Here is a 20,287-nt window from a genome sequence, read left to right on the forward strand (position 1 = left end):
GTTGAGTTTCATGTCATCGCTTTACAGGACTGATTCAAGCATTGGCACTGCTGTTTTGCGTTGCAGCTTGCAGCACCAATTTGTCTAAAACCGTATGTAATTCAGTCACTGAATCCACTATACAATCTGCTTGCCATGCTGTTAAGTCATCTTTGTGTTGCAAGGGTAAATAACCGTATGCTGCCAAAATGGTATACATATTGGCGTTACGACCTGCATCGATATCACGTGGATGATCGCCCACATAAATACAATGTTCTGGGGCAATTTCAATCTGTTTGGCCGCCAAATACATAGGTTCTGGGTCTGGCTTGGTACGGCTAACATCTTCAGGGCAGACCAAAACTGCACAGCGTTCAGTTAAATTCAGTGCTTTGAGCAGTGCTTCGCTGAGCCAGCGCGGTTTATTGGTGACAATACCCCACGGAATTTGACGCTGTTCCAACGCATCAAGCAGTGGATACATGCCTTCAAACAGATCAGTTTCGACTGCAATATCTGCACCGTACAGGTCTAAAAAGCGTTGTCGATGGGCCAAAAATACAGGGTCATCTACCTCAAGTTCTGGATAGACCAATTTGACCATCGCCCGCGCACCTTCAGATACCTGTGTGCGAATGGCGTCTGCTGCCACAATCTCACAGCCTTTATCGCGGCACATATCTTGAATGATGCGAATAAAATCTGCAGCGGTATCAATTAAGGTGCCATCGAGGTCAAATAAAACCGCCTTCATTCTGTTGCCTCATTGACCGTGTAAACCATGTAGTTCACATCAACATTAGGTGCCAACCAATAGCGTTTAGTCAGTGGGTTGTAGTGTAAACCCGTCATATCTTTGAGTTTTAAACCCGCTTGGCGAATGTCATGTGCCAATTCAGATGGTTTAATAAATTTATGATAATCGTGCGTACCTTTGGCCAGCATACGCAACACGTATTCTGCACCAATAATGGCAAATAAGTATGATTTTGGATTGCGGTTAATGGTAGAAAAAAATACATGACCACCTGGTTTGACCAGTTTTTGGCAGGCTTGAATAATAGAGGCTGGGTCGGGTACGTGCTCTAACATTTCCATACAGGTCACGACATCGTACTGACCAGCCTGTTGTTCTGCCAGTTGTTCAACAGGAATTTGGCGATACTCAATATTATTTACGCCTTCTTGCTCAGCATGGATACGTGCCACATTTAAAGGTGCTTCGCCCATATCAATGCCGAGTACATTGGCACCACGACGTGCCATACTTTCTGCCAAAATACCACCGCCACAGCCGACATCCAGCACTTTTTTGCCTGCTAAACCGCCTGCATGCTCATCAATCCAGTTCAGGCGCAGTGGGTTAATCATGTGCAGGGGACGGAACTCGGAATGCTGATCCCACCATATGGCTGCAAATGCTTCAAATTTGGCAATTTCTTGTGGATCAACATTCAGTTGCGACATGGGTGTCACCTCAATTTAATCGTGATGATGGTAAAAATATGTATAAACCCTAGTGTAGCGTTAATTCTAAAAAAAGCGATAAAAGCTGTAAAAAAGTTCACAGAAGGAAAACGAAATCAGCATAATTGATTTATAGTGTTGCCATACACTAAACAGAATGATTTAGAGGATTATAAACGCAATGAAAAAATTCCTTTTAGGTAGTTTGGCAACAGCCATCTTTGCTATTTCTGGTAGCACTATGGCGGCAAATTTTGTAACAGGTAAAGATTATAGCGTTGTCGCCAACCCAGGTAAGGTTGATGTACCGGGTAAAATTGAAGTGCGTGAGTTCTTTTGGTATGGCTGTGGTCACTGCTTTACTTTAGAACCATATATGCAAACATGGTTACGCCAGTTACCTAAAGATGTGAATTTTGTGCGTACTCCTGCAGCCATGAATCCTGTTTGGGAAATGAATGCACGTGGTTATTATGTGTCTGAAGCTTTGGGTGTGCGCAAGAAAACTCACTTGCCACTTTTCCATGCCATTCATGACAAAGGTCAGCAAATTTTTGACCAACAATCACAAGCTAAATTCTTTGTGAAATATGGTGTACCTGAAGCGAAATTTAACAGCATGTTTAACTCGTTTGCGATCACCTCTAAAATTTCACAAGCTAAACAATTGGCGCGTCAGTACCAATTGACAGGTGTACCTGCGGTGGTGGTGAATGGTAAATATATCGTTCAAGGCGATAACGGCAAAGTGATTCAAGTAGTGAACTACTTGGTTGATCAAGAGCGTAAAGCTAAGAAATAAGCAGATGCAATAACAAGATGATGCAAGGCTGAATCAGCAGCGCATCGCTAAAAACCGCAATGATTGCAACGTCATTGCGGTTTTTTTAATGCAGGTTAAAAGTGTGTTGTATGTTTAATCTGCGACAGGCTGCGGACGTTGCCAGTGGCAAATGCCACGAAATAATAAATGTACTTGAGTAATGGTTTGTTGAATAAAACGCTGCTGTTGTTCAGGTAATTTTTCGGCTTCAAATTGGCGTTCTAAACCAATCCAGCTCATTGCCCAGTTTAAAGACAAATTAATTAAAATATTGGCCAGAATGTGAAAATCTTCGGCATGTTGAAAATGCTGCACACTTTCTACCCGTTGCAAATCATTGGCTAAATCTTCAATTAAAAAATCAATTTCACGGGAAATGGCTTGGCGTAAAACGGCAGAACCGCCCCAGCGTTCGGCAATTAAAAAAATCCATTGTTGTGGGCGTTGATCGACTGATTTAAAAAACAGGGTCAATGCCGTTTCTGTCTGTGCATCGGGTTGGTACAAATAGCCTTGCCCCAATTGATGCAAAATCCCTTTAATGTGTAGGGCAACTTGATCGACCAAATCGAGTGCTAAAGCATCCATATCTTGAAAATGCCGATAAAACGCGGTGGGCACGAGCCCAATCTGTCGTGAAATTTCCCTTAAGCTGATGCTGCTAAAGGCACGTCCAGAAGCACTCAGTTGTAGTACCGCATCAATAATGGCCTGACGACTTTGTTGTTTTCGTTCTTCTCGAATCGACATTTTATTTCCTGATTCTGCCAGTGCCGCGCAGTCTAACAAAAACCTGAATTGCAGAGTAATACTAAAAGATGAATGAAGCGATGTTGCGGTTATTGTGGCAGAAGTAAGCGAAACTGCACAGGGAACAGCCTAGAAAAGCGACCTTCGCTGTGGCATCTGTTATACTTGCGGGCAATTTATTTGAGCCAAAAATAAGGACACATTATGCGTATTGACCAACGAGCTTTAGATCAATTACGTGAGGTAAAAATTACCCGTAACTATACTCGCTATGCTGAAGGTTCAGTGTTGGTAGAGTTTGGTCATACCAAAGTTTTGTGTACCGCAAGTATTGATAACTCTGTACCGCGCTTTTTAAAAGGGCAGGGACAAGGTTGGGTAACTGCAGAATATGGCATGTTGCCACGTTCAACTCATACCCGTAGTGACCGTGAAGCGGCGCGTGGTAAACAAAGCGGACGTACACAGGAAATTCAGCGCTTAATTGGTCGTAGCTTGCGTGCCATGGTCGATTTGAAGAAACTGGGTGAAAACACCATTACCATTGACTGCGATGTGATTCAGGCCGATGGCGGTACCCGTACTGCAGCCATTACAGGTGCAGCAGTGGCATTGATTGATGCTATGAATGTGTTGCTGGAAAAGAAAAAAATTAAGCATGACCCATTAAAGGGTTTGGTGGCTGCAATTTCTGTGGGCATGTACCAAGACCAAGTGTTATTGGATTTGTGCTATGAAGAAGATTCAAATTGCCAAACTGATTTAAACGTGGTGATGACACAAGCAGGTGAATTTATTGAAATTCAGGGTACTGCTGAAGATAAGCCGTTTAATCGTGTGCAATGTAATGCCATGTTGGAAATGGCAGAAAAAGGTATTCAGGAATTGGTAAAAAAACAGCAGCAAGCTTTAGGTTGGTAAGCTAAGCTTTTTGATGTTTTTCTGCTGTTTAAGAGCGCATCTTCGGATGCGTTTTTTTATGGATGAGATTTAGATTGCGATAGGAAGCGTGAAGCAAAAAGCTACAATATTGCAGGATGCGTTCTTTTAAGATGGAAAACTGTATGCAAAGAGCCTGAATGAAAAGAGGAGGAAAGCATGAAACTATTGATTATTTTAATGTCTGCCATGATGTTGTTTTTAACTGCATGTGATTCACGTACTGAGCGTGAAAATGAAGACAATCGTAGTGTACTCGGTCAAGCTTCTGACAACGACAACGACAACGACAACGACAACGACAACGACAACGACAACGACAACGACAACGACAACGACAACGACAACGACAACGACAACGACAACGACAACAAGGACGATGATTAAATTCAAAATTGAGGCATAAAAAAAGGAGGCTCATTTGCCTCCTTAAAATCAATTTTTGGAAAAAATTAAGGGTGCAGATTGCACCCTTAATTTTAAAAGTAATCGTTTACGCATTAAAACGCATTGATAAATCCACAGCTTTGACATCTTTGGTTAAAACACCCATCGAAATATAATCTACGCCTGTACTAGCCACTTCACGTAAATTTTCAATGGTGATGTTGCCCGACGCTTCAAGTTTACAACGACCTGCCACATGCTTGACCGCATCAATCATTTGTTGCTGGCTAAAGTTATCCAACATCACAATATCAGCTTTGGCTTCAAGGGCTTGATTTAGTTCATCCCAAGTTTCCACTTCAACTTCTACAGGTTTGCCCGGAGCAATGGCATGTGCTTTGGCAATTGCCTGAGTAATGCCGCCTGCTGCCATAATGTGATTTTCTTTAATCAAAAAGGCATCAAATAAGCCTAAACGATGGTTTTGTCCACCACCGACCGTGACAGCATATTTTTGTGCAATGCGTAAACCCGGTAAGGTTTTACGGGTATCTAGCAGTTTGGTATTTAAGCCTTCAAGTTGTTGCACATAGGCTGCTGTTTTAGTCGCAACAGCAGACAGGGTTTGCACAAAATTCAGCGCAGGGCGTTCTACCGTTAACAGGCTGCGTGCAGAACCTGCCAATTTCAAAAAGGCTTCATTGGCAGCAACGTGGTCGCCATCATTTTTTAACCACGTGACTTGCACATTGGCATCGTATGCTTGAATCAGGGCATTTACCCACGGTTGACCTGCCAAAATCATGTCTTCACGGCTAATAATGGTGGCAGTGGCCTGCTCATCTTCAGGGGTCAATAATGCGGTAATATCACCATCGCCAATATCTTCTTGCAAGGCTTGCTGAATATTGATTTGGATGGATTGTTCAAGCAAAGCTGGAGAGATGCTCATAAGATTTTCCGTGTCGATCTTGCCCATGAAAATTGCGCGTTATATTAACACTGTTCTGCGTCAGGATGTGTTTTTTAGCCACGTTCGGGTGTAATTTAAGATGTTCATTGTCACGCGTTGGCATTAAACTGAAATTTCTGTTCTATTTTTCTATTCTAATGGTTTGGGGATTGCCTTATGCAGCATGTGCCGTCGTTTCAGGTGGTTGAGGGTCAATTACAAGGGGCAAGACAAGTCCCGTCTCCGAATTTCAACGCCCGTCCGACAGACCAAGAGATTCAATTGCTGGTCATTCACAATATTAGTTTGCCGCCGTCACAATTTGGTGGTGGTTATATTGAGCAATTTTTTCAGAACCAAATGGATTGGTCGCAGCATCCTTACTTTCAGACCATTCAGGGCCTGCAGGTTTCGGCACATTTGTTGATTTTAAGAACAGGCGAGGTGCTGCAATTTGTTAATTTTGCAGATCGGGCGTGGCATGCGGGGCGTTCTAGTTATTTGGCACAGCCTGAATGTAATGACTATTCAATTGGGATTGAATTAGAGGGCAGTGATGACTTGCCTTTTGAAACAGCGCAATATCAGAGTTTGGTGCAGGTGGTACACAGTTTGCAGCAGGCCTATCCGAGTATTCAACAGCATATTGCAGGACATTCCGATATTGCACCGGGACGTAAAACTGATCCAGGGCCGTATTTTGACTGGCAGTATTTTCGTGAACAGTTATCTCAACTTAAAGCTTCGACATCACAGGAAAAATTGATCAATCAATAACAAAACTTTGTTGATGCTTTGATTACAATAGCGACTAAATTTTTAATTGGGTGGTAACGATGGCGCTTTGGCGATCGACCTTTATTGTCAGTGCAATGACCATGCTGTCACGGGTGCTAGGATTAGTCCGTGATGTGGTATTGCTGAATGTGTTTGGTGCAGGTAAAGATTTCGATACCTTTGTGGTGGCGTTTCGTATCCCCAACTTTTTCAGGCGACTGTTTGCCGAAGGGGCGTTTTCGCAGGCATTTATTCCTGTATTGACCGAATATAAAACCAGCCGCACTCATGCCGAAGTACAAATTTTAATTAGTCGGGTTTTTGGCTGTTTAATGACGGTAATGACAGGGCTAACTTTCGCCGCCATGGTGGCTGCGCCTGCGGTGATGTATATCTACGCACCGGGTTTCCATAGTGACCCTGAAAAGTTTGCGCTAGCCACCGATATGTTCCGCCTGACCATTCCTTATTTGTTGTTTATGTCGCTGACGGCATTTGCCAGCAGTATTTTGAACAGCTATGGCTCATTTACCACGCCTGCCTTTGCGCCTGTGTTGCTGAATGTGGCGATGATTGCAGGTGCATTATGGCTCACACCGTACATGGCAGAGCCGATTATGGCACTGGGTTGGGCGGTGATTATCGCGGGTGCTTTACAACTTGCGATTCAAATTCCAGAACTATGGCGTAAAAAGCTGCTGATACCCCCTAAAGTTGATTTCAAGCATGAAGGGGTGGATCGGATTATGAAGCTGATGCTGCCTGCTTTATTTGGGGTATCGGTCACGCAAATTAACCTGCTACTCAACACCATTTGGGCATCTTTTATGCAGGATGGTTCGGTGTCGTGGTTGTATAGTGCGGAACGTATGACAGAGCTACCTTTGGGCTTAATTGGTGTAGCGATTGGGACGGTCATTTTACCGTCACTGTCTGCGCGTCATGCAGAACAAAATATGGATAAATTCCGCGGCATGATGGACTGGGCTGCACGGGTGATTATTTTGGTAGGTGTCCCTGCCAGTATTGCACTGTTTATGTTATCAACGCCTATTATCCAAGCCTTGTTTGAGCGTGGTCAGTTTAGTTTTAAAGATACGCAAATGACCGCTTTGGCCTTGCAATGTATGAGTGCAGGGGTGATTTCATTCATGCTGATTAAAGTCTTTGCACCGGGTTTTTATGCACAGCAAGACACCAAAACACCAGTACGTGTGGGTTTAATGGCTGTGGCTGCCAATGCGATTTTAAACGTGGTGTTTATTGGCTTCTTTAAACTGATTGACTGGCAAGCTGAACACATGGCATTGGCACTGGCATCATCAGGTTCGGCTTTGGTGAATGCAGGCATGTTGTATTTCTATTTGCATCAACGCAAGATTTTCCGTTTTGGTGCGCACTGGAAAAAACTCATGGTGCAGTTTGCAGTGGCAAATGCCGTGATGATTGCTGCGTTGTGGTATGCCTTAACTTGGTATAACGGTGATGTATCACAATGGATGCGTGTGGCAGAAGTCACTGCGCTGTGTGTGGTGGGCGTAGTGGCCTATGGGGTTGGATTGTTGGCAACGGGTTTTAGACCACGTCATTTAAAACCTTAATGAAGCGAAGTTGATCTGAAAAAATACCGCAATTTAAATTGCGGTATTTTTTTGTTTAAAGATGATGCGGCTTTGGATTATTTTACAATTTCTAAAAGTTCCACATCAAAAATAAGCGTGCTGTTTGGCTCAATTGCATCGCCTGAGCCAATTTGACCGTAGGCTAGAGCAGCAGGAATAAAGAAGCGATATTTGGCACCAACTTTCATGAGTTGTAAGCCTTCAGTCCAACCTTGAATGACTTGGCTGACCTGAAATTCTGCAGCTTGATCGCGGGCGATAGAACTGTCAAATACCGTACCATCAATTAAACGACCTTCATAATGGACTTTAACGGTAGAGGTGGCTTTGGGTGATTTGCCCGTACCTGCCTGTAAGACTTGATATTGCAAGCCAGACTTGGTGACTTTGACCCCTGCCTTTTTGGCATTATTGTTTAAAAAGGCTTGCCCAATTTTAGCATTGCTATCGGCTACTTTTTTAAGCTCAATCAGTTGTTTGGCTTCGGCTTGCTTTTTGAATTGAGTCAGCACTCGTGCCATTTCTTCATCGCTTAAACTGGCGGCTTGGTCTTGTGTTGCCATTTTTAAGCCAGCAATGAAGGCTTCGAGATCAATATCTTTTAAGGTTTCCGCATTGCTGCGGCCCATTAAATAACCAAAGCTATAACCGACCTGATCTGCAACAGGACTTTTATTGGTCACGGTTTTGGCAAAACTGCCACTGCTGAGCAGTGCGATACACACAAGGGCAAGGTGTTTTTTCATTCTTTTCGTCCTAAGACCATACAGGAGAGCCAAGCTCTCCTGAAAGGGTGATGTTGTTATTTCACTTCAATCAGTTCAACATCAAAAATTAAGGTGCTGTTGGCAGGAATCATGCCTGGTACACCTTGTTCGCCGTAGCCCAGTTTCGATGGAATATACAGCGTAGCTTTACCGCCTTCCTTCATGAGCTGTAAACCTTCAGTCCAGCCCGGAATGACTTGATTCAGTGGGAATTCAATTGGCTCACCACGTTGTACCGAGCTGTCAAATACTTTGCCATCGACCAGTTTACCCGTGTAGTGCACTTTGACCACAGAGCTTGCCGTTGGCTGTTTGCCTGTGCCTTCTTTAATCACTTGATATTGCAAGCCAGAAGCTGTGGTTTGTACGCCTGCTTTTTTGCCATTTTCAGTTAAGAATGAATCACTGGCTGTTTGTGCAGCTTGCGCTTGAGTGGCTTGTTTTTGTTGCAACTCTTGCTGGAATTGCTCATAGGCTTTTTGTAATTCTTCTTCGGTGTAGGCAGGTTGTTTACGCGCATGACCTTCACGCACACCTGTTACAAAGCTGTTGATGTCTAGCTCTGGTGGGGTTTGATGTGCCACTTCATAACCCAAAGCGTAGCTGATTTTTTCAACCGCAGAAGCATTTGCCGACGCTTTAGAGGTCGCCACTGCTGGGTTTTGAGAGGCATAATAAACAGGAACAAGTGCAGCACCGCCTAAAATTACAGCAACAGCGATGGGTAAGGCTTTACTCATAGGTTTTCTCAAATTCATTTTATAGTTAAAAAAGCAGCATTCATCTTAGCAGACTTTTTTACAGACTTTTCTATTTTGATACCTGCGTTGAAGCAGGTATCGATTCAACGTTTTAATATATGCTGCTTACGCAGTTTATTCTATAACAGACTGAATATCTAAAACATTTTTTATACATAAATCTTATCAATTCAGGATTCGCTGTGAGCAAATTAAGAAAACTCTGATTTAGTTTGAGCTGCAGGAAAATTTTTATTGTAATCGTAAAATGATTAAGACAGCGTTCTGTGGGCTTGTCGTCCAATAATTGGATTAACCTTCGGTTCGACCCACTTTTGTTTCGGCAAAAGTGGGCAAAACCATTGTCATCCACAAAACCTGTTTAATGCTTGTATCCCTTTCATTATTTCGCAAAAACAATAATGGTCTAATACTACGCAGGTTGTGGATGACACTTCCGAGTATCTTCATGTTATCTAGGTTTTTAGATAAGCGGTTTTACCTAAATAAAGATAGACATAAATATATTTGACTATCCTGATTTAACTTAAAATCAGTCAAAGTCGGCCTTTAACACCACCCGATAGCGAGCCTTGCCTTGATGCAAATGTTCAATGGCCTGATTGATCTGTGACATTGGAAAAACTTCGACTTGCGGGGCAATCTGTTTGCGTGCTGCAAATTGAAGTAATTGACGCAGAGCTTTGGGTGAACCTGTTGAAGACCCCGTCACTGATTTTGCACCACCAATCAAGCTGCCTGCCTTAATAGGCATGGGTTCCAGCGCTAAACCTAGCATGTGAATAGTGCCATGCGGTGCCAGCGTGCTTAAATAGGCATTCCAGTCCAAGCTCACATTTACCGTACTTAAAATCAGGTCAAATTTGCCACGTTGGGTTTTAAGCGCAGCGGCATCACGGCTGTTCACCACATGATCTGCCCCCATGGCCAACAATTCTGCAGTTTTGTCGGGGTTAGTACTAAAGGCCGTAATTTCACAGCCCCATGCTTTTAAGAGTTTGATTGCAATGTGGCCTAAGCCACCAATACCAATCACAGCAACATGATGCACTGCCTGAATTTGGTGTTTCAGGATCGGATCAAATACGGTAATTCCCCCACAGAGTAACGGCCCTGCACTGACAGGATCGACCGCATCGGGTAAGGGGATGACCCATTGCCAGCCTGCACGGACTTTATCGGCAAAACCACCTGCATGCCCGACAATGGTGGCTGTGGTGCCATTGCTGCACAGTACTTGTTCTCCCGCTACACAGGCATCGCAGTATTGGCAACTGTCTGCTGTCCAGCCAATACCTACGCGCTGTCCAACTTTTAAGCCCTTGGCTTCTGCACCCAATTGGGTAATGGTGCCAATAATTTCATGTCCTGCCACTACAGGATAGACTGAAGAATGCCAGTCATTTTGAATGACCGAGAGATCGGAATGACATAAGCCGCAATATTCGACTTTGACTTCTACCTGATGCGCCTGCAATTCACCCGCATCAAATTGATAGGCTTGCAGGGCTTCACCTGCCTGCATTGCGGCATAGGCTCGAATGGTATTACTCATATTGCACCGTCCTTGTCATCGACTGACTGTATTGATTGGTGATCTTGCTGTTATGGGTTGAGCAGTTTTGAATACTAAAGCTTGGATGTTGTTTTAAAGTGACAGTGATTTTCATGGTCATCGACCATGCCCACAGCCTGCATAAAGGCATAGCAGGTGGTCGGGCCTACAAATTTAAAACCATTTTTCTTTAAGGCTTTCGACATGGTAACACTGGCGTTGGTTTGTGCAGGTGCAAGACGATAGTCAGGTACATCATTCCTAATAGGTCGCTGTGCGACAAAATCCCAAAGCCATGTCACGACGTCTATATCGGCATCTTTTAGTTTTTGCCATGCACGTGCGTTGTCACGAATTGCTTGTAATTTGCCTCGATGGCGAATTAATCCAGCATCTTGTAATTTGAGCGTAAGATCATCATCACTAAATGCGGCAATTTCAGCAATGCTGTATTGGAAAAAATGTTGACGATACGCCTCACGTTTTTTTAATACAGTAATCCAAGACAAGCCTGCTTGCTGTCCTTCCAAACACAGCATTTCAAATAAATGTGCTTCGGCAAATACAGCTTGTCCCCACTCTAAATCATGATAGGCAATATAGAGCGGATCATCGGAACACCAGCCACAGCGTTGTATCGTCATGGGTCATGCTCCTTATTGAATAGATGTGAATGGGACAGGCTTAAAGCTGAAATGCTGCCCATTGGTCATGTTGGTTATCCCAATAATATAGTTCTGCCTGTTGCAGATCGTGAAAGGAAATCCAGTTGTCTTTACCAACTTTATCTGAATAGCCTGTGCTGATGAGCAGGGCATCTTCAGTAATTTCCATGACCCAGCCTTGATGGACTTGTCCTGCCAATACAATTTTTTGTTGATTGCCAGATTCTGCAAATTCCACCAATCGATTTATCAAGGCTTCAGACATGAAATGTTCCTAACAAAATTAACGTAAATAAGGATAAGGATTGACCGCACCGCGTCCTTTACCATTTAAATAAAGTCCGTAATGCAAATGTGCGGCAGTGTGTCGGGCGTTGCCTGTATTGCCGACATAGCCAATATGCGCTCCAGCCTTGACATAATCGCCCACGTTTAAACCGCGTTTGTGCCCATCTAAGTGTGCATAATAATGCCAAGTGCCTGCAGGCCCTAATATCCAAATTACTTTACCACCTAAGCGATTATCGCGTAAGTCTGCAATTAAACCTTCTGTAGCGCTATACACTTTGCTGCCTTTGGCTGCAAGAATATCAATGCCTTCATGCAAACGTCCGCTACTACGAGATGCGCCCCAAGTGTCATTCAACTGATGTGCTTTAATGCCCTGCACAGGAATGGGCAGGCGAGTTTTTAAACTCATTTGATTGAGTTTTTGCACCAAGGCAGGCGGGAGTGGGGTACTGGGACGTTTCGGTGCAGAACTACAGGCCGCAATCAATAAGGTAAAGAGTGACAGGCTTAAAACAGCAATCCATCGAAACATAAGACATCCTTGTAATGGCAGTGAAAGCAAAGATTTCATTCATCACGATGCCTGACTATGTCACAGATTGATTGCCGAGATCAATTTTTTCATGGCCGTCGGAATGCCCAAATCGCTAGCTTGTTGCGGACTATACCAATTTGCATTCAGTTCAATTGCCAAGTGTTCTTGTAGATCAGCATCGACCTGAAAACACAGTGCTTCAAGCTGCCAAGTGAAATGGGTAAAGCTATGTGAAATCTGTGCGCGTTGCTGTACCTGTTTAAGGCTCAAGCTTTGACACAGTTGCTCAAAAGCCTGTGCATCTTCAATGACAGGCAAACACCATAGTCCACCCCAAAGTCCTGTATTGGGACGTTGTTGCCATAACCACTGATCTGCGCATTGCAGTACTAAGACCTGTGCAGATTTAACGGGTACGGCTTTTTTCGGTTTTTTAAAGGGCAATTCCTGCTCTAAACCTTGTTGATGTGCTTTGCAGTGTTGTTGCATTGGGCAATATAAGCACAGTGGTTTTTTGGGGGTACAAATGGTGGCGCCCAAATCCATAATAGCCTGCGTATAGTCGTGATTACGCACTTCGGGGCAGAGCTGTTCTGCCAGTTGCCACATGGCACGTTCATGTACAGGTTTGGATAAATCATCTTCAATAGCAAAAAAACGTGCTAAAACCCGTTTGACGTTGCCATCCATAATGACGCCGTATTGGCGTAAACCCAGCGACATCATGGCACCACCCGTAGAGCGACCAATGCCCGGCAAAGCCATCCACTGTTCGAGCGTACTTGGAAAATGTCCTTGCTGTGCCACAATGGCTGCGGCTTTATGCAAGTTGCGGGCGCGGGCGTAATAGCCTAAACCTGCCCAATACGGTGCAACTTCATCCCAAGTTGCACGTCCTAAATCTTGCACTGTCGGAAAGCGCTGCAAAAAACGCTCAAAATATTGCAATACGGTTTTGACCTGAGTTTGTTGCAGCATGATTTCAGACACCCACACCGCATAGGGATCATCGGCGACTTGCCACGGCAGGTCATGGCGTCCGTGTTGATCGAACCACGTGAGGAGAGCATCGGAAAATGAAAAAGCAGTCATGCGAACCCAGTTTGTAAAGTAGCGGCTTAGTATAGCCAAACTGGCGTGGGAATTACGTGCATAAAAAAAGAAGATGAGCGTGCATCTTCTTCTTTAGGTTTGGTTTCACTTGGTTTGGGATAAAACGAGTCGTGGTTTAAATTTGACCGCTCATACCCCAACGGTTATCCAATTTTAAGGTCTGACCTTCATAGCGTGGAATAATGTGGATGTGTAAATGCTCAGATTTAGCATCAAACACATCGCCATCATTAAAACCCACATGGAAACCTGCAGGTTGATGACGCAATTGCAACTCATTGCGCGCCAATTCTAATAAAGACAATAAACTTTTACGTTCTTTGTCTGTAATGTCAAAAAAAGAGCCGACGTGACGTAGCGGAATGATCACGCAATGTCCTTTAGACAGGGCATTGGGTTCAGGCAAAATTACCCCAAATTCATTTTTTGCCAAAACATCATAATCATCAAAATTGCAATAAGGGCATTGCTCAGTCATTGTTATATCCTCTTCTTTAAAATTTTCTTGGCTTGCGTTGAGTATATGCTGCGTAATGTGAACAGCAGATTAATCTGCTAAACGACGATCCAACACTTCATACATGGCAGCTAAACCTTGTTGCTCTGCCGATGCGTTATAGCCTAAATCGACCCCATTGGCTTTGGCACGTTCATCGGCTTGAGGGTTACTAAAGCCGTGTTTGGCATCTTCAAAAATAATCACTTCATGCTCTACTTGAGCCGAGTGCATTTCTTCACGGAAACTTGCGACGTCGTCTAAAGTCACCATGCTGTCCAGTTCACCATGCAACACCAAAATCTCGGCTTGTACCTGACCTTGTTGTGCAGGGGCTTTCGGGCTGAGGTTGGCGTGGAAGGTCACCACTGCTTTTAATGCTGCGCCAGAACGAGCCAAATCCAGAACGACTTTGCCGCCATAACAGAAACCAATTGCAGCGAGTTTATCGCGATTTACTTCAGGTTGGGCAGCTAAAGTGTCCAAAGCTGCAGACGCACGAGTCACAATTGTGTCAGCATCTGCAAAAGTTTGCATCATCCATTCATTGGCTTGGGCTGCGGTGGTGGTGACTTTTTTATCGCCATACATATCAATCGCTAAGGCTGCAAAACCATGTTCAGCCAATTCACGCGCGCGTTGTTCGGTGTATTCGTTACGTCCCCACCATTCAGGTGCGACAATCACCCCCGCGACAGCTTGTGCTGTTTCTGGTGCAGCAAAATAACCGATCAGTTTGCTGCCATCTGCAGCCGTATATTCAATTTCGCGAGTTTTGATTGCTAAAGCCATGCCTTATTCCTTATCGTTTTCAATGCCATGATTAAAGCATAATAATATGGCACGCATTTTTAAAAACAGGGTAAATACTGCCTATAAATGTGAGAAAATATTTTTAAAATAGCCAAATTGGCATTTGTTGCGTAAAAAGCGGACATAAAAAAAGAAGGAAAAATCCTTCTTTTTTATCTGATTTTTAGGAATTTATAGACGAGGTCACTAGATTTTTCCGCGAGAGAGGAAACCAACAATTGCCAAAATCACAGCAATCACCAATAAAATAATGGCAAAGTCTTTGGATAAACCTGCGACACCACCAAAACCAAGTAAACTCGCGATTAACGCAATCACTGCGAAGATTATAGCCCAACGAAACATAATTGTTCTCCATGTGTTTTTATAGCTTCTGAATTTAGTATAGGGAGCTGAACGCAGCACACTGTTTTGTTTTTGTGTATTAAATGTTCAGTTGTTTGAGTTAAGTGTTTGATTCATTTAAAGACTAAACAAAAGCAACAAGTTGAAACAAGGCTGTTATAATGATGCAGTTTTGTTATTTTCTGTGCGCTATGTCTGATCAATTACGACCTGAATTTTGGAAAAACTATCCGCTGAATGCCTTAAATACTGCGGAATGGGAAGCCTTGTGCGATGGTTGCGGTTTATGCTGTTTGGTCAAACTAGAAGATGAAGACACGCAAGAAGTGGCCTATACCAAAGTGGCGTGCAAGTTACTGGACTGTAACACAGCACGTTGTTCAGATTATGCCAATCGCTTTGACTTTGTGCCCGATTGCATTCAACTTTCCCCCGAAAAACTAGAAAAAATTCACTGGTTGCCGCCAAGTTGTGCCTATCGTCGTTTAAAACAGGGCAAAAATTTGCCATCTTGGCATTACTTAAATACGGGCTCACGCCAAAGTGTGATTAAAGCCAAAAAATCTGCGGCAGGGCGTTGTATTTCAGAACTGGATGTTGCAGAAGAAGATATAGAAGATTATGTGGTGCGTTGGGTGCGTTAATTCATACTGCAGAATAAACTTTGAATCGTGTTTTAGCGATAAATCGGTACGATTAGAAATACTCCAAAGCTTGAGATCATAGTAGACTAGGTTGAAGTCAAGTATAGAAATAACAAGATGTCAGAGAGTCATATTCCACTGCCTGAGCGTTTGCGTCCACGCGATTTATCGCAAATTATTGGTCAAGATCATCTTTTAGGTGAGCAAGCGCCGTTACGCCAAATGATTGATCAGGGGCATTTGCCTTCAATTATTTTCTGGGGGCCACCAGGGGTGGGGAAAACCACCATCGCTTTGCTGTTGGCGCAGGCGGTAGATCGTCCTTTTATCAGCCTTTCTGCCTTGAATACTGGGGTCAAAGAGCTGCGTGAAATTATTGCCGAAGGCGGCGATTTGCTCACACCAGTGGTGTTTATTGATGAAATTCATCGCTTTAATAAGTCGCAGCAAGATGCCTTATTAAATGCGGTGGAAAAGGGCAAAATCACCTTAATTGGTGCGACCACTGAAAATCCATCTTTTGAAGTCAATAGTGCGCTGCTTTCACGTTGTCAGGTCTATACCTTAAAGGCTTTAGATGCCGATTCGATTCAGACTTTGCTTACTCAAGCCATTCAGCAAGATCAATTCTTAAAAGACCGTTATATTCAGATTGAAGAATTTGATGCTCTGATTCAGTTTGCTGCAGGTGATGCACGCAAGGCTTTAAACCTACTGGACTTGGTGGCAAGCACCTTTGAACCCGAGGTGGAAAATATCATCACCAACGCGATTGTGGTCAAGGTTGCGCAACAAAACATTGCCCGTTATGACAAGTCAGGCGAGCAACATTATGATTTGGTATCGGCTTTTATTAAGTCAATTCGTGGCAGTGACCCCGATGCTGCATTGTATTGGATGGCGCGCATGCTCAAAGGCGGTGAAGACCCGAGCTTTATTGCGCGTCGCATGTTGATTGCTGCTTCGGAAGATATTGGCAATTCAAATCCGAATGCCTTGTTATTGGCAGGCGAGTGTTTCCGCTCGGTACAAGTGCTGGGTATGCCCGAAGCGCGGATTATTTTAGGACAATGTGCAGTATATTTGGCAACCAGTGCCAAAAGTAACAGTACTTATTTGGCAATTAATAAAGCCATGGATTTGGCTGAAAAAACCGCCAACTTACCTGTGCCACTGCATTTGCGTAATGCACCGACCAAACTGATGAAAGAACAAGGCTATGGCGTAGATTATTTGTATCCGCACAATTACCCAGAGCATTTTGTGCTACAGGACTATTTGCCGCCTGAACTGAAAGGCACAAAGTTGTATGAGTCGGCACGTAATAAACGTGAAGTGGAAGGTGAGCGTTTACAACAACGTCGTTGGCAGCAGACTCAATCCTAAGCGATTTGGTATAGCTGAAAAGATATTTGTAAAAGTATTGGCATAAAAAAAGCTCAAGAATCAACTTGAGCTTTTTTAGATTTGTTTGCAGCCTTGAGTGCTGCATTCAAAGGTTTAAAGCGGTTTGATGTTTACAGCATTCGGGCCTTTTTGACCTTGCGCAATGCTGAATTCAACTTGCTGACCTTCGTGTAAAGTCTTGAAGCCTGAGTGTGCGATTTCGCTGAAATGCGCAAACACATCTGGACCAGATTCTGGTTGAATAAAACCAAAACCTTTAGTTTCGTTAAACCACTTTACCGTGCCTTTCATTGTCGGATTTGACATAGGGAAATATCCTGCTGAATTTTAATATGTTGCAATCTAAAAAAGATTTGGAATAACTGGGAAAAAGATGCGACTTAAAATCTGAACAAACGAAGGATTACAAAATAAAACTACGGACTTAGACGATTAAAACGAACTTCATATTTTTCTAGTATGACAACAAGCATACACGGAATTGCAGAATACACAATTTAAATTCAGATAAATTTAAAAATAGGCAGACAGACTGGGCATTGTGGATGGGGCGATTTTTTCAAAGATTTGGTTTGTAAACCCTGTTTGGTCTACAGCAAAATACAAAAAACCGAGCAATGTTGCTCGGTTTTGGGAATTCAGCTTTTAAAATTGAAAAGCTTGAATTAGATATTGTCTAAGTCGATGCCTAAACGTGCAGCAACTTCTTCATAAGCTTCAACCACACCGCCTAAACCTTGACGGAAACGGTCTTTGTCGAGTTTCTTCTTGGTGTCTTTGTCCCATAAACGGCAACCGTCTGGAGAGAACTCATCACCCAACACAATACGGTCGTGGAATACACCAAACTCAAGTTTGAAGTCGACCAAAATCATGTTACCTGCATCAAACAATGCTTTTAATACATCGTTGACTTGGTAAGTTAATTCTTTCATTTTTGCCAATTGTTCAGCATTGGCCCAACCTAAAGCAATCGCTTGAGATTCGTTTACCATTGGGTCGCCAAGAGCGTCATCTTTAAAGAACAATTCAAATGTAGGTGGGGTCAGTTCTTTACCTTCTTCTACACCTAAACGACGGCAGAGTGAACCTGCAGCGTAGTTACGAATAACGCACTCTACAGGAATCATGTCTAACTTTTTCACCAATACTTCGTTTGGTGTAAGTAGTTTTTCAAAGTGAGTTTCGATACCCGCTTCAGCCAATTTTTCCATGATAAAGGCGTTAAAACGGTTGTTCACCTTACCTTTACGATCTAGTTGTTCGATTTTTTCGCCATTGAACGCAGAGGCATCATCACGAAAGACTAAAATCAGGTGGTCTGCACTGTCTGTGGTATAAACAGATTTTGCTTTACCAGTATAGAGCAAGGTTTGTTTTAACATGAGGGAACCTTTTTCAAAAAAAAATGCCTAGTACGGCTAGGCTGGCCAATTTTGGTAAATCTGGGCCAACAGATCTGCAGCTTTTTCTTGATCTGCAAAGCTGTTATCGGCATTGAATACAGCTAGGTTGTTGCTCGAACCGACAGAGGTCAATCTTAAGACATAAATCTGTTGATCGACCTTAATGGTTGCCTCGTAACGGTTCTTACTTTGACCAACAATGCTGTAATTCAGACTGCTGAGGGTGGCAAGTGTGTATTGCCAAATTGTAGCAGAATTTCCATCAATTTTGAGCAACGGATTTTGGTTTCCGTCAACTACGGGTTGAGGACGTCCAATTTGCGTACTGTCTTGAACTGTGTTGCTGCTGGCTTGCATGGCTTCAGGACGTGGCATCGCAAAACGGTTGCCACGTGCATTTTCAAGCTTAGGTGCATTTGCCGTTGCTAAAGGGTCAACGCTTGGTGCAGGATACAACGGTGTTGCAGGTCGAACCACAGAACCTTCTGGATATTGAAGTGGTGCTAAAGTAGCGGCGTCTTTATAGTCCAATGAACCATTATTGATGGCAAGAGAACTACAACCAGCCAAACTCAATACTGAAAGTGCGGCGATAAAACCAAAACGTAATTGCATCATACTAAGCTCTTTTATTGAATGACACCCGCAGCCTGAAGGGCTTCGCGTAACGGTGCACGATATTGTTCTGCAAGCGGAGTTAATGGCAGGCGAATTCCTGTACCAATTAATCCCATTTCATGAAGTGCCCATTTCACAGGAATTGGGTTCGATTCACAAAATAGAATATTGTGTAAATTTGCAATCGCACTGTTTTGTTGCTCTGCACCTGCAGCATCACCTGCGATTGCAGCCGCGCAAACTTGGCTCATGGCTTTTGGTGCAACATTGGCGGTTACAGAAATATTGCCTTTTGCACCGTGCAGCATCAATTGATATGCCGTAGCGTCATCGCCTGAATACACCACCATGTTTTTGCCTGTTAAGCCAGCCAATAATTGCTGACCACGTGGCACATCGCCCGTTGCATCTTTTACGCCCACAATATTTGGGATGTCTGCAAGACGGATGACCGTTTCATTTGACATATCTACACCAGTACGACCCGGTACATTATATAAAATGATAGGTAAATCAACTGCTTCTGCAATTGCTTTATAGTGCTGGTATAAACCTTCCTGAGTTGGCTTATTATAATAAGGCGTTACCAATAAGGCCGCATCTGCGCCCAATTGTTGTGCTTCTTTGGTCAGTTCGATGGCTTCATGCGTTGAGTTTGCACCAGTACCAGCAATGACAGGAATACGCTTATTTGCGACGCGAATAATTTCTGCGATCACTTTGGTGTGCTCTTCCATACTTAAGGTCGATGCTTCACCAGTTGTACCTACAGCAACAATACTGTTGGTACCTTGTTCTATGTGCCACTCAACGAGCTTCTCGAGACCTTTCCAATCTACGCTGCCATCTTCTAACATTGGGGTGACAATTGCGACAATTGAGCCTTGAATGGTCTGTGCTTGCTGAGTCATTTTTTAAAAAGATCCTATTTTTCCATCCACAGAGGTGTAGAAAAGGTAGATGTGGATGGTTGCAGTATTTTGATTTGGGTCAAAATTCAATCAAATTGATTAAATAATGCTTAGCCAAATTATGACTGATTCAGTGTGTCAGAACAATATGCTTTCGTCAAAGCAATCATAAACTTTGTTTAATTTAGTATTTTAGGATCAGCAGCTTGTTGTTCAAAATAAAAAAATAATAACCATCTCCTTTGTACCCAAATTTTCATT

Annotated in this window: 25 protein-coding genes; 7 read left to right on the forward strand and 18 right to left on the reverse strand. The window is 43.3% G+C overall.

Annotated elements, in window-relative coordinates; genetic code table 11:
• Positions 1–34: 34 nt before the first annotated feature.
• Together FTU98_RS06040 and ubiG are read right to left on the reverse strand one after the other, a co-directional pair.
• The gene (locus tag FTU98_RS06040; protein WP_004974060.1) at positions 35–736 is read right to left on the reverse strand and encodes an HAD family hydrolase; all 702 of its coding nucleotides are present in this window, start codon (positions 734–736) and stop codon (positions 35–37) included.
• The gene (ubiG, locus tag FTU98_RS06045; protein WP_168417636.1) at positions 733–1,449 is read right to left on the reverse strand and encodes a bifunctional 2-polyprenyl-6-hydroxyphenol methylase/3-demethylubiquinol 3-O-methyltransferase UbiG; all 717 of its coding nucleotides are present in this window, start codon (positions 1,447–1,449) and stop codon (positions 733–735) included. The genes FTU98_RS06040 and ubiG overlap by 4 nt, the downstream gene beginning before the upstream one ends.
• A gap of 181 nt (positions 1,450–1,630) precedes the next feature.
• Here ubiG and FTU98_RS06050 point away from each other — a divergent pair, with 181 nt between their 5' ends.
• Positions 1,631–2,251, forward strand: a complete 621-nt coding sequence (locus FTU98_RS06050) for a thiol:disulfide interchange protein DsbA/DsbL (protein WP_180050717.1) — start codon at positions 1,631–1,633, stop codon at positions 2,249–2,251.
• A gap of 114 nt (positions 2,252–2,365) precedes the next feature.
• On the opposite strand, the gene FTU98_RS06055 is transcribed toward FTU98_RS06050, so the two are convergent.
• On the reverse strand, positions 2,366–3,022 hold the full coding sequence (locus FTU98_RS06055; protein WP_180050721.1) for a TetR family transcriptional regulator: 657 nt from the start codon (positions 3,020–3,022) through the stop codon (positions 2,366–2,368).
• A gap of 204 nt (positions 3,023–3,226) precedes the next feature.
• Here FTU98_RS06055 and rph point away from each other — a divergent pair, with 204 nt between their 5' ends.
• Positions 3,227–3,943: a ribonuclease PH gene (gene rph / locus FTU98_RS06060; protein WP_004974074.1), complete on the forward strand. Its 717-nt coding sequence runs from the start codon at positions 3,227–3,229 to the stop codon at positions 3,941–3,943.
• A gap of 177 nt (positions 3,944–4,120) precedes the next feature.
• A complete protein-coding gene (locus tag FTU98_RS06065) occupies positions 4,121–4,348 on the forward strand; it encodes a hypothetical protein (RefSeq protein WP_154320158.1) in 228 nt (75 codons plus the stop codon).
• 106 nt (positions 4,349–4,454) lie between these two features.
• Here FTU98_RS06065 and nadC read toward each other — a convergent pair whose 3' ends face one another.
• The gene (nadC, locus tag FTU98_RS06070; protein WP_004974082.1) at positions 4,455–5,300 is read right to left on the reverse strand and encodes a carboxylating nicotinate-nucleotide diphosphorylase; all 846 of its coding nucleotides are present in this window, start codon (positions 5,298–5,300) and stop codon (positions 4,455–4,457) included.
• 177 nt (positions 5,301–5,477) lie between these two features.
• Between nadC and ampD the strand changes: the two genes are divergently transcribed.
• Together ampD and murJ are read left to right on the forward strand one after the other, a co-directional pair.
• Positions 5,478–6,077 carry a 1,6-anhydro-N-acetylmuramyl-L-alanine amidase AmpD gene (ampD, locus tag FTU98_RS06075; RefSeq protein WP_004974083.1) on the forward strand — a complete coding sequence of 200 codons (600 nt, stop codon included), beginning with the start codon at positions 5,478–5,480 and terminating at the stop codon, positions 6,075–6,077.
• 50 nt (positions 6,078–6,127) lie between these two features.
• On the forward strand, positions 6,128–7,678 hold the full coding sequence (gene murJ / locus FTU98_RS06080; RefSeq protein WP_180050723.1) for a murein biosynthesis integral membrane protein MurJ: 1,551 nt from the start codon (positions 6,128–6,130) through the stop codon (positions 7,676–7,678).
• A 77-nt stretch (positions 7,679–7,755) separates the two neighbouring features.
• On the opposite strand, the gene FTU98_RS06085 is transcribed toward murJ, so the two are convergent.
• The 10 genes from FTU98_RS06085 to FTU98_RS06130 all read right to left on the reverse strand — a co-directional run bounded on the left by FTU98_RS06085 (position 7,756) and on the right by FTU98_RS06130 (position 15,040).
• Entirely contained in the window at positions 7,756–8,445 is a 690-nt protein-coding gene (locus FTU98_RS06085; protein ID WP_004974089.1) for an FKBP-type peptidyl-prolyl cis-trans isomerase, read from the reverse strand.
• A 56-nt stretch (positions 8,446–8,501) separates the two neighbouring features.
• Positions 8,502–9,206: an FKBP-type peptidyl-prolyl cis-trans isomerase gene (locus tag FTU98_RS06090; protein WP_004974091.1), complete on the reverse strand. Its 705-nt coding sequence runs from the start codon at positions 9,204–9,206 to the stop codon at positions 8,502–8,504.
• Positions 9,207–9,759: 553 nt separating this feature from the next.
• Positions 9,760–10,782 (reverse strand): NAD(P)-dependent alcohol dehydrogenase, encoded by a 1,023-nt coding sequence (locus FTU98_RS06095; RefSeq protein WP_180050725.1) that lies wholly within the window; start codon positions 10,780–10,782, stop codon positions 9,760–9,762.
• Positions 10,783–10,856: 74 nt separating this feature from the next.
• Positions 10,857–11,426 carry a DNA-3-methyladenine glycosylase I gene (locus FTU98_RS06100; protein WP_180050727.1) on the reverse strand — a complete coding sequence of 190 codons (570 nt, stop codon included), beginning with the start codon at positions 11,424–11,426 and terminating at the stop codon, positions 10,857–10,859.
• 40 nt (positions 11,427–11,466) lie between these two features.
• On the reverse strand, positions 11,467–11,712 hold the full coding sequence (locus FTU98_RS06105; protein ID WP_104852758.1) for a hypothetical protein: 246 nt from the start codon (positions 11,710–11,712) through the stop codon (positions 11,467–11,469).
• Between the two features lie 18 nt (positions 11,713–11,730).
• Positions 11,731–12,270 (reverse strand): M23 family metallopeptidase, encoded by a 540-nt coding sequence (locus FTU98_RS06110; RefSeq protein WP_004974099.1) that lies wholly within the window; start codon positions 12,268–12,270, stop codon positions 11,731–11,733.
• Between the two features lie 60 nt (positions 12,271–12,330).
• A complete protein-coding gene (mutY, locus tag FTU98_RS06115; protein WP_180050729.1) occupies positions 12,331–13,365 on the reverse strand; it encodes an A/G-specific adenine glycosylase in 1,035 nt (344 codons plus the stop codon).
• Between the two features lie 136 nt (positions 13,366–13,501).
• Positions 13,502–13,864 carry an HIT family protein gene (locus tag FTU98_RS06120; RefSeq protein WP_070155794.1) on the reverse strand — a complete coding sequence of 121 codons (363 nt, stop codon included), beginning with the start codon at positions 13,862–13,864 and terminating at the stop codon, positions 13,502–13,504.
• Positions 13,865–13,933: 69 nt separating this feature from the next.
• Positions 13,934–14,674, reverse strand: a complete 741-nt coding sequence (locus tag FTU98_RS06125) for a dienelactone hydrolase family protein (RefSeq protein ID WP_180050731.1) — start codon at positions 14,672–14,674, stop codon at positions 13,934–13,936.
• Positions 14,675–14,881: 207 nt separating this feature from the next.
• Positions 14,882–15,040, reverse strand: coding sequence for a DUF1328 domain-containing protein (locus FTU98_RS06130; RefSeq protein ID WP_004974108.1), 159 nt, complete (start codon positions 15,038–15,040; stop codon positions 14,882–14,884).
• Between the two features lie 191 nt (positions 15,041–15,231).
• Between FTU98_RS06130 and FTU98_RS06135 the strand changes: the two genes are divergently transcribed.
• Positions 15,232–15,684, forward strand: coding sequence for a YcgN family cysteine cluster protein (locus FTU98_RS06135; protein ID WP_026438343.1), 453 nt, complete (start codon positions 15,232–15,234; stop codon positions 15,682–15,684).
• A gap of 117 nt (positions 15,685–15,801) precedes the next feature.
• A complete protein-coding gene (locus tag FTU98_RS06140; RefSeq protein ID WP_004974112.1) occupies positions 15,802–17,070 on the forward strand; it encodes a replication-associated recombination protein A in 1,269 nt (422 codons plus the stop codon).
• A 114-nt stretch (positions 17,071–17,184) separates the two neighbouring features.
• Here the strand turns inward: FTU98_RS06140 and FTU98_RS06145 are convergent, their stop codons facing one another.
• The 4 genes from FTU98_RS06145 to dapA all read right to left on the reverse strand — a co-directional run bounded on the left by FTU98_RS06145 (position 17,185) and on the right by dapA (position 20,026).
• Entirely contained in the window at positions 17,185–17,397 is a 213-nt protein-coding gene (locus FTU98_RS06145) for a cold-shock protein (RefSeq protein ID WP_004974113.1), read from the reverse strand.
• 359 nt (positions 17,398–17,756) lie between these two features.
• Positions 17,757–18,476 (reverse strand): phosphoribosylaminoimidazolesuccinocarboxamide synthase, encoded by a 720-nt coding sequence (purC, locus tag FTU98_RS06150; RefSeq protein ID WP_004974116.1) that lies wholly within the window; start codon positions 18,474–18,476, stop codon positions 17,757–17,759.
• 36 nt (positions 18,477–18,512) lie between these two features.
• Complete coding sequence (locus tag FTU98_RS06155; RefSeq protein ID WP_026438344.1) at positions 18,513–19,112, reverse strand: hypothetical protein; 600 nt, start codon at positions 19,110–19,112, stop codon at positions 18,513–18,515.
• A 14-nt stretch (positions 19,113–19,126) separates the two neighbouring features.
• Positions 19,127–20,026, reverse strand: coding sequence for a 4-hydroxy-tetrahydrodipicolinate synthase (gene dapA, locus FTU98_RS06160; RefSeq protein ID WP_131261232.1), 900 nt, complete (start codon positions 20,024–20,026; stop codon positions 19,127–19,129).
• Between the last annotated feature and the right edge of the window lie 261 nt (positions 20,027–20,287).

The organism is Acinetobacter sp. YH12211, from assembly GCF_013418015.1.
Classification (GTDB): Bacteria; Pseudomonadota; Gammaproteobacteria; order Pseudomonadales; family Moraxellaceae; genus Acinetobacter; species Acinetobacter towneri.